Source organism: Coprococcus sp. AM11-30B (genome assembly GCF_027674365.1).
GTDB classification, from domain to species: domain Bacteria; phylum Bacillota; class Clostridia; order Lachnospirales; family Lachnospiraceae; genus Allocoprococcus; species Allocoprococcus comes.
In genome coordinates, this window is the sequence record NZ_JAQDVB010000003.1 from 202,145 (window position 1) to 208,526 (window position 6,382).

3 protein-coding genes are annotated in these 6,382 nt (G+C 45.6%); all 3 read right to left on the reverse strand.

What is annotated here, in order from left to right; translation table 11 throughout:
- Positions 1–47: 47 nt before the first annotated feature.
- Complete coding sequence (locus PGU50_RS02945) at positions 48–1,037, reverse strand: rod shape-determining protein (RefSeq protein ID WP_270246092.1); 990 nt, start codon at positions 1,035–1,037, stop codon at positions 48–50.
- A gap of 96 nt (positions 1,038–1,133) precedes the next feature.
- Complete coding sequence (gene uvrA, locus PGU50_RS02950; RefSeq protein ID WP_270246093.1) at positions 1,134–3,974, reverse strand: excinuclease ABC subunit UvrA; 2,841 nt, start codon at positions 3,972–3,974, stop codon at positions 1,134–1,136.
- Positions 3,975–4,001: 27 nt separating this feature from the next.
- Positions 4,002–5,987, reverse strand: coding sequence for an excinuclease ABC subunit UvrB (gene uvrB, locus PGU50_RS02955; protein ID WP_270246094.1), 1,986 nt, complete (start codon positions 5,985–5,987; stop codon positions 4,002–4,004).
- Positions 5,988–6,382 lie beyond the last annotated feature (395 nt).

A 6,382-nucleotide genomic window follows, 5' to 3' on the forward strand; every position in this document is an offset into this window, starting at 1 on the left:
TAAAAAGGCTGTCTCTCTACAGAAACAGCCTTCTCATGTGCTTATCACTAGAAATCTTTTTTTCCGTTCATAAACTCCACATACTGACCGGTACCGATTGCAACAACCTTCATCGGGTCTTCCGCTGTCATCGTATTAATGCCTGTCCTTTCTTCGATCAGTTCTTCCAGCCCGCGAAGCAGCGCACCTCCACCTGTCAGTACAATTCCACGATCCAGAATATCCGCGGAAAGTTCCGGCGGTGTTCTCTCCAGAACCCCAATGACCGCTTCGACGATCTGACTTGTAGTCTCATGCAGTGCTTCTTCGGTCTCAGAAGCCGTTACCGTGACCGTCTTTGGCAATCCTGTTACCAGGTTCCGCCCCCTTACTTCCATTGATTCATCTTCTACAAGAGGATATGTCGTTCCGATCTTGATCTTGATATCTTCTGCTGTCCTGTCTCCGATCAGCAGAGTGTGCTTTTTCCGGACATAACGGACGATTGCTTCATCAAAATCATCACCTGCAACTTTTAATGATGTATTCACAACAGTTCCTCCAAGGGAAATCACCGCAATGTCGGATGTACCACCACCGATATCCACGATCATGTTGCCGCATGGTTTTGAAATATCTATTCCGGCTCCGATTGCCGCTGCAACCGGTTCCTCAATCAAATGTACTTCCCGCGCACCGGCTGCAAAAGCAGCCTCTTCTACCGCCTTTTTTTCAACCTCTGTAACACCACTTGGCACACAGATACTGATATTCGGCTTCTTAAATGTACGCTTTCCCAGTGCTTTCTGAACAAAATATTTGATCATTTTTTCTGTGACAATGTAATCGGAAATAACGCCCTGTCTGAGAGGTCTTACTGCAACAATGTTCCCCGGTGTCCTTCCAAGCATCAGCCTTGCTTCTTCACCGATTGCTTTTATCATATTGGTATCTCTGTCAAAGGCAACGACTGAAGGTTCTTTCAGTACAACTCCCTTTCCTTTCACATAAACGAGGATACTTGCTGTTCCTAAATCAATTCCTAAATCTATTGACATCACGATTCCCCTTTCACATACTCACCTTATTATAATCAAATCTTTAATAAATAGAAAGTCTTTTTTTCAAGTTCAGGATTTTTTAAGATTTCTGTATCATTTTCTGTCCAGCATCATTTTGATGTATTTTCCTGTATATGAATTCGGGTTTTCTGCCACTTCTTCCGGTGTACCGCACGCAACAACTGTGCCCCCCTTGTCACCGCCTTCCGGTCCGATATCGATAATATAATCTGCTGTCTTGATCACATCCAGGTTATGTTCGATCACGATAACCGTATTGCCATCTGCCGCGAGTCTGCGCAGGATTTCCGTCAACTTGTGCACATCTGCAAAATGAAGTCCGGTTGTTGGTTCGTCCAGAATGTACACTGTCTTCCCAGTGCTTCTCCGGCTCAGTTCAGTTGCAAGCTTGATCCGCTGTGCTTCACCGCCGGAAAGGGTTGTAGACGGCTGGCCAAGACGAATATAAGAAAGTCCTACATCGTAAAGTGTCTCCATTTTTCTACGGATACTCGGTACATTTTCAAAGAAATGAAGCGCCTCTTCTACTGTTATATTCAGAACATCATAAATGCTTTTTCCTTTATATTTTACCTCCAGTGTCTCACGGTTGTAGCGTTTTCCGCCGCATACCTCACACGGCACATATACATCCGGAAGGAAATGCATCTCGATCTTGATGATTCCATCTCCGCTACACGCTTCACAGCGTCCGCCCTTGACGTTAAAGCTGAATCTTCCTTTTTTATAGCCTTTCGCCTTCGCATCCGCGGTTGCCGCAAACAGATCCCGGATCAGGTCGAATACTCCGGTATATGTCGCCGGATTGGATCTTGGCGTCCTTCCGATTGGAGACTGGTCAATGTCGATCACTTTGTCCAGCATTTCCAGTCCTTCAATCCGCTTATGCTTTCCAGGAATCACACGGGCACGGTTTAGCTTTTTCGCCATACTCTTGTAAAGGATTTCATTCACCAATGAACTCTTGCCGGAACCAGATACGCCGGTTACACAGGTCATCACGCCAAGTGGGAACTTCACGTCAATATTTTTCAGGTTGTTCTCTGCTGCACCTACAACTTTGATCCAGCCGGTCGGAACTGCGCGGGTTTTCGGAACCGGGATCTTGATCTTTCCGCTTAAATATGCACCTGTGATCGACCGTTCTACTTTCATGATCTCCTGTGCCGTTCCCTGGGCAACCAGTTCTCCACCATGTTCTCCGGCTCCCGGTCCGATATCGATTACCTGGTCTGCCGCAAACATGGTATCTTCATCATGCTCAACCACGATCAGTGTATTTCCAAGATCACGGAGATGCTTGAGTGTTGCGAGAAGTTTGTCATTATCTCTCTGGTGCAGGCCGATACTTGGCTCATCCAGAATATAAGCCACACCCACAAGACCGGAACCGATCTGCGTCGCAAGCCGGATTCTCTGTGCTTCTCCACCGGAAAGAGTTCCTGTTGCACGGGCAAGTGTCAGATATTCCAGACCCACATCCAGAAGAAACTGCAGGCGCGCTTTGATCTCTTTTAATATCTGTCCGCCGATCATCTGCTGCGTCTTTGACAGTTCCAGACTGCTGATAAACCGCTGAAGCCGTTCAATCGACATTGCTGTTACGTCTGAAATATTTTTATCTCCGACCGTTACCGCAAGTGCACCCTTTTTCAGTCGCTGTCCGCCACATTCTCGGCAAGGTGTGATCTGCATAAAACTCTCATATTCTGCTTTCATAGTCTCCGATCCCGTTTCACGGTATCTTCGCTCCACATTTCGGATCAGCCCATCAAATGCAACGTCATAGATCCCTTCCCCGCGTTGTCCTTTATAATAGACCTTGACTTCTTTTCCATTAGTCCCACGAAGTAAAACATCCTGGATTTCTTTCGGATACTGTTCAAACGGCGTATCCAGGTCAAAATGATATTCCTTGCAGAGTGCTTCCAGAATCGCGTGAGTAAAACTGCTCTTATCGGTACAGGACTGCCATCCTGTCACCACGATTGCTCCTTCATTGATACTGAGTAATTTGTTCGGAATCATCAGGTCTTCATCAAACTCCATTTTATATCCGAGTCCGAAACATACCGGGCAGGCACCAAATGGATTGTTAAATGAAAAGCTTCTCGGCTCGATCTCATCAATACTGATTCCGCAGTCCGGGCAGGCAAAATTCTGGCTGAAATTCAGCGGTTCCCCTCCGATCACATCCACAACCAGAAGCCCCTCCGCAAGACTTAATACACTTTCTATGGAATCTGCAAGTCTTTTTTCAATCCCCGGCCTGACAACCAGACGGTCTACAACAATCTCAATATTATGTTTGATATTCTTGTCCAATGTGATTCCTTCGGAAAGCTCATACATATTTCCGTCAATCCTTACACGGACATAACCGCTTTTCTTTGCTCTGTCCAGAAGCTTGACATGGGTTCCCTTTCTCCCCCGCACAACCGGTGCCATCAGCTGGATCTTTGTCCCTTCCGGAAGTGCCATGATCTGATCGGTCATCTCATCTGCCGTCTGCTTCTTGATCTCTCTTCCACACTTCGGACAATGCGGAATCCCGATTCTCGCATACAGCAATCGAAAATAATCGTAAATCTCCGTCACAGTTCCGACTGTGGATCTCGGGTTGCGGTTCGTAGACTTCTGGTCAATGGAAATCGCCGGTGAAAGTCCTTCAATACTTTCTACATTCGGCTTCTCCATCTGCCCAAGAAACTGTCTTGCGTAAGAAGACAGAGATTCCATATATCGTCTTTGTCCCTCTGCATAAATTGTATCAAATGCAAGGGATGATTTGCCGGAACCACTGAGACCGGTCAGTACTACCAGTTTGTTCCTCGGAATATCTACATCAAGATTCTTCAGATTGTGCTCGTTCGCACCTCTGATCTTTATCAGTTCTTTCTTTTTTTCAGCCATCTGTTCTTCCTCTTCTATCTCTTCGCTTTACTCCATCTCATTCAAATGCTTTTTCAGCTCGATCAGCTTATCACGCAGCTCTGCTGCCGCCTCGAAATTCAGCTCTGCTGCCGCTTTCTTCATCTGCTTTTCCAGCTTCTTGATCAGCTTCTCCAGCTCTGCCACACTCATGGATTCCGGATCTTTTTCCAGCCTCATCTCTTCTGCTGCAACCTTCTTTGAAATACTGATCAGATCACGCACCGACTTCTTGATCGTCTGTGGCGTGATTCCATGTTCTTCATTGTATTTCATCTGAATCTCACGACGGCGCATCGTCTCATCAATCGCCATCCGCATCGAATCCGTCATGTTATCCGCATACATGATAACATGCCCCTCTGCATTTCTCGCCGCACGACCAATGGTCTGGATCAGTGAAGTTTCCGAACGCAGGAAACCTTCTTTGTCCGCATCCAGAATCGCTACCAGTGTGATCTCCGGAATATCCAGGCCTTCTCGAAGCAGGTTGATTCCAACCAGTACATCAAATACATCTAGGCGCATATCCCGGATGATCTCTGTCCTTTCCAGAGTATCAATATCCGAATGTAAATATTTCACACGAATGCCAAGCTCCCGCATATAATCGGTCAGATCTTCTGCCATACGCTTTGTCAGTGTTGTGATCAGTACCTTATTCTTCTTCGCTGTTTCTTTATTTACCTCACTGATCAGATCATCAATCTGTCCTTCGATCGGGCGCACTTCTACTTCCGGATCCAGAAGACCTGTCGGTCGGATTACCTGCTCTGCCCGCAGCAGTTCATGAGACTCCTCGTACTCTCCCGGTGTCGCCGATACAAACAGTACCTGGTCAATCTTACTTTCAAATTCCCCAAAGCTGAGCGGTCTGTTATCCTTTGCCGATGGCAGACGGAATCCATAATCTACCAGTGTTGTCTTTCTCGACTGATCGCCGTGATACATGGCTCCAATCTGTGGAATCGTCTTATGCGACTCGTCGATCATGATCAGAAAATCATCCGGAAAATAGTCAATCAATGTACATGGCGGCTCCCCTGCTTTCTGCCCGGTCAGATGCCTCGAATAGTTTTCAATTCCGGAACAAAATCCTGTCTCTCGCATCATTTCTATATCAAAATTCGTTCTCTCAGAAATACGCTGTGCTTCCAGAAGCTTATCTTCCCCTTTAAAATAACGGATCTGCTGCTCCAGTTCTTCTTCAATCTCCCCGATGGCACGCTCCATATTCTCCTTGGACACTACATAATGAGATGCCGGGAAAATTGCCACATGCCCAATCACATTCAACACTTCACCGGTCAATGTATCAATCTCTGTTATTCTGTCTATCTCATCACCGAAAAATTCAACTCTGTATGCAATTTTTTCCGAATACGCCGGGAAAATCTCAACCACATCTCCTCGCACCCGGAACGTTCCACGCTTGAAATCCATATCATTGCGGTCATACTGGATCTCAACCAACTTCTTCAGAACTTCATCCCTGTCTTTGATCATGCCCGGTCTAAGTGAAATCACCATTTCCTTGTAATCAATCGGCGAACCCAGTCCGTAAATGCAGGACACACTTGCCACAATGATGACATCATTCCGCTCAGAAAGCGCTGCTGTCGCAGAGTGGCGGAGCTTGTCGATCTCATCGTTGATGGCAGAGTCCTTGGCAATGTAAGTGTCGGATGACGGAACATAAGCTTCCGGCTGGTAGTAGTCGTAGTAGGATACAAAATATTCCACTGCGTTATCGGGGAACATCTCCTTGAACTCTCCGTATAACTGAGCCGCTAACGTCTTATTATGAGCGATGACAAGTGTCGGCTTCTGTAATTGCTGAATCACATTTGCCATCGTAAAAGTCTTTCCAGAACCCGTAACCCCTAGTAAAGTCTGGCATTGATTGCCTTCCTTGAACCCTTTCACAAGCTCTGCAATCGCCTGTGGCTGGTCTCCGGTTGGCTCGTATGGGGCTTTCAATTTGAACTCATTCATGGTAAATTCCTCCATTTGTGACTTTTACTATGACCACTATCAGCCAAAAATTCGTAATCAGATTCGTAACGAAATGCCCATTTTTGTCTCGAATAGAGGTCATTTTTGTCTCGTTACGAATAAAAGTCACAAAATTCATATTTGCGGATAAAACAGCACTCGGAAATGCCTGATGATACTAGGCTCCGGTTCTGTCATATTTTTACTGTTTGTTCTTGTAACAGTCCCTATTATATCAAACATTTTTTTGAAAGTATATAGATGAAAGCAAGAAAAAAGTACAAATGTTCGATTCTCATTTGTACTTTTCTATCTTACTACTATTCTACTACAATAACTTAAATGAAAAACTAAATTCCGGTTTTGGACCAAATGCAAGAGTAAATTCCATATAG

Bases quoted from the DNA above. Each gene is read 5' to 3' on its own strand.
- uvrB (WP_270246094.1), bottom strand. From the start codon at position 5,987: ATGAATGAGTTCAAATTGAAAGCCCCATACGAGCCAACCGGAGACCAG.
- uvrA (WP_270246093.1), bottom strand. From the start codon at position 3,974: ATGGCTGAAAAAAAGAAAGAACTGATAAAGATCAGAGGTGCGAACGAG.
- PGU50_RS02945 (WP_270246092.1), bottom strand. From the start codon at position 1,037: ATGTCAATAGATTTAGGAATTGATTTAGGAACAGCAAGTATCCTCGTT.